The organism is Mycobacterium sp., assembly GCF_050701675.1.
Lineage (GTDB): Bacteria > Actinomycetota > Actinomycetes > Mycobacteriales > Mycobacteriaceae > Mycobacterium.
Genome location: NZ_JBOGDD010000746.1, coordinates 1 through 2,599 on the forward strand (window position 1 = coordinate 1; position 2,599 = coordinate 2,599).

At 68.9% G+C, this 2,599-nt stretch carries 2 protein-coding genes and 1 pseudogene; all 3 read right to left on the reverse strand.

What is annotated here, in order from left to right:
- Positions 1-238: pseudogene (locus ACRDUX_RS22810) on the reverse strand (alkaline phosphatase); the annotation flags it as partial.
- A gap of 82 nt (positions 239-320) precedes the next feature.
- Positions 321-1,481, reverse strand: coding sequence for an AAA family ATPase (locus ACRDUX_RS22815; RefSeq protein ID WP_526416773.1), 1,161 nt, complete (start codon positions 1,479-1,481; stop codon positions 321-323).
- Between the two features lie 9 nt (positions 1,482-1,490).
- Entirely contained in the window at positions 1,491-2,555 is a 1,065-nt protein-coding gene (locus ACRDUX_RS22820) for a DNA polymerase IV (RefSeq protein WP_526416775.1), read from the reverse strand.
- Positions 2,556-2,599: the final 44 nt, after the last annotated feature.

A 2,599-nucleotide genomic window follows, 5' to 3' on the forward strand; every position in this document is an offset into this window, starting at 1 on the left:
CGATCAGCAGGATGACGTTCTTGGCGCCCGAGGCGTTGACGGCATCGCGGATGGCCTTGCTCTGGTCGCCGTCCAACCGGCGGGCGCCACCGTTGACGGCGAGGTCTCCCGTGGCCGCCCGGGTCACCGTGTCACCGGCCGCAGCCTTCTCGGTGTCGCTGCCGCTGCAGGCCGCCAGCGGTAGCACCGCCACCGCGCCGACGACCACTGCCACCTTGAGATATGTGCTCTTCGACAACTGAAGACTCCTCGCTCGCTGGGTATCGCCTGGGAGATTGAACGTGACCTCGGTGAACGGCTGCTTATGCCAACGCGAACAATCAGCGCTTGCCCCAGTCCCACGGCGGCGCCGTCAACATGGTCTGGCCGGTCACCAGCGTCTCGCCCCACTCCTTGAAGAGCTCGATCTCGCTGGAGCCGTCGGTGTCGAGCTGCTGGCGCATGGCCTGCGAATGGGTGACGACCACGACCTGGGTGACCGCCGCGGCCGCGCAGACCATGGACGCGAGCGGTACCAACAGGTCGGGGTGCAGCGAGGTCTCCGGCTCGTTGAGCACCATCAGAGATGGAGGCCGAGGGCTCAGCAGGGCTGCGGCCCACAGCAGGAATCGCAGTGTGCCGTCCGATAATTCGGCGGCGCGCAGCGGTCGAAGCATGCCCCGTTGTCGCAGTTGCAGTTCGAAGAGGCCGTCGTGCACCGCGACCGACACCTCGGCCCCGTCGAACGCGTCGGCGATCGCGCGGGGCAGCTCGTCGAACCCGGCCTCGACGATCGTCTGGATCGCGGCGGCCAGGTCACCGCCGTCGTCGGACAGCACCGGGGTGCGGGTGCCGACGCGTGGGCGACGGGCCGGTGCGTCGGCGTCGACCCGGAACCCGTCGTAGAACCGCCAGTCGCGCAGTCGATTCCGGACTCCGGCCAGCTCGGGTAGGGCTCCCGGGTGAGCGTACTCGGCGAGGACGCTGCGGTACGGCGGCAGCGATCTGGTCAGCTCCTCGAAGCCGCGGCCGGACTCCGCCGCGACCTCGGCGTAGTCGCGGCCCCTGCGGACCAGGGCGGAGCTGGGCCGCAGCCGTGGTCCCGCGAAGACGGCTTCGCGCTTGATCTCGGGGTCGCGGGCGAAGAACGAGCCAGGCCCGGCGTCCTGGGGCAGGCCGAGGTCGATCAGGTAGCCGAAATCATCTGAGGCGAAACCGAGTTCGAGAGATACGGGCCGGGTGCGCGTGGTGCCCTGACTGCGCCCCGTGCGGCGCGCTCCGCCCACCCGTTCGGGACCGGCCCAGAGCACCGATTCGAGCCCGCCCTCGCGGGCCAGTGAACCGATGACCTCACCGCGGCCGCAGTCGGCCAACAACCGCAGCGCCCGGTACACCGACGACTTGCCCGTGCCGTTGGCGCCGGTGACGACGGTGAGGCCCGTCAGTGGCACGACGACCTCGCGCATCGACCGGTAGCCACGGATCGCGACGGTATGCAGCATGGCTCGACGTTAGGCGGGAGTGGTGACAGCCGGCGCGTTCGATTGCGGCATGGCAAGTTCCAGCCGGACGCCGAGAAGTCGCACCGGGCGATCGATGTCGAACTGATCGAACACCGCCAGCGCGGTGTCGACGATCGCCGACTCATCGGTGCTCGCGGCGGCAAGCTTGCGAATCTTGGTGCGGGTGAAGAACGTCTTGGTTCGTACGGTCACTGCGACGCGGGTCACCGTTCGGCCCTGTTCGACGACCTCGTCGAGCGTCCTGCGCGCCAGGTCGGCGACGGCGCTGTCCATCTCGACCCGGTCGGTGAGGTCCTGCGGGAAGGTGACGACGTGGCTGCGGGACCTCGGCACCCACGGCTCGGCGCTGACGTTGGTGTCACCACCTCCCTTGGCCAGGAGCAGAATCCACAGGCCGGTCGTGGGCCCGAAGATCGACGTCAGGAGGGTGGCGTCGGTGGCCGCCAGATCGGCGACCGTCGTGATGCCTTGGCCGGCCAGTTTCTTGGCGGTCTTGGAACCGACCCCCCAGAGTGCGTCGACGCCTCGGTCGCCCATGACTGCCATCCAGTTGTCGTCGGTGAGCCGGTAGACGCCTGCGGGTTTGCCGAATCCCGTCGCGACCTTGGCCCGCTGCTTGTTGTCGCTGATGCCAACCGAGCACGACAGTCCGGTCTCGGCCTCGACGACGGTACGGATGCGCTCCGCCAGAACGAAGGGGTCCTCGACGTCGGCGCCGAGGTAGGCCTCGTCCCAGCCCCAGACCTCGAGGGGATGACCGAGATCCCTCAGCAGGCCCATCACCTGTTCGGACGCCTCGTCGTACGCGTCGGGGTTGGAAGGCAGGAAGGTGGCGTCGGGGCATTTGCGGGCAGCCGTGCGCAACGGCATGCCCGCATGCACGCCGAACTCGCGCGCCTCGTAGGACGCGCAGGTCACCACCTTGCGTGGTTCATCGGGGTCACCGTTGCCGCCGACGATGACCGGAAGGCCGACCAGTTCGGGGCGACGGCGCAGTTCGACCGATGCGAGGAACTGGTCGAGGTCGACGTGCAGGACCCAGCTCTTGCCCATCGCGCCTACCGTCCGCAGAGCTTGCGCGCCACGCTCTCCCACGC

Coding starts and splice junctions, on each gene's coding strand:
- ACRDUX_RS22815 (WP_526416773.1), bottom strand. CDS start 1,481: ATGCTGCATACCGTCGCGATCCGTGGCTACCGGTCGATGCGCGAGGTC.
- ACRDUX_RS22820 (WP_526416775.1), bottom strand. CDS start 2,555: ATGGGCAAGAGCTGGGTCCTGCACGTCGACCTCGACCAGTTCCTCGCA.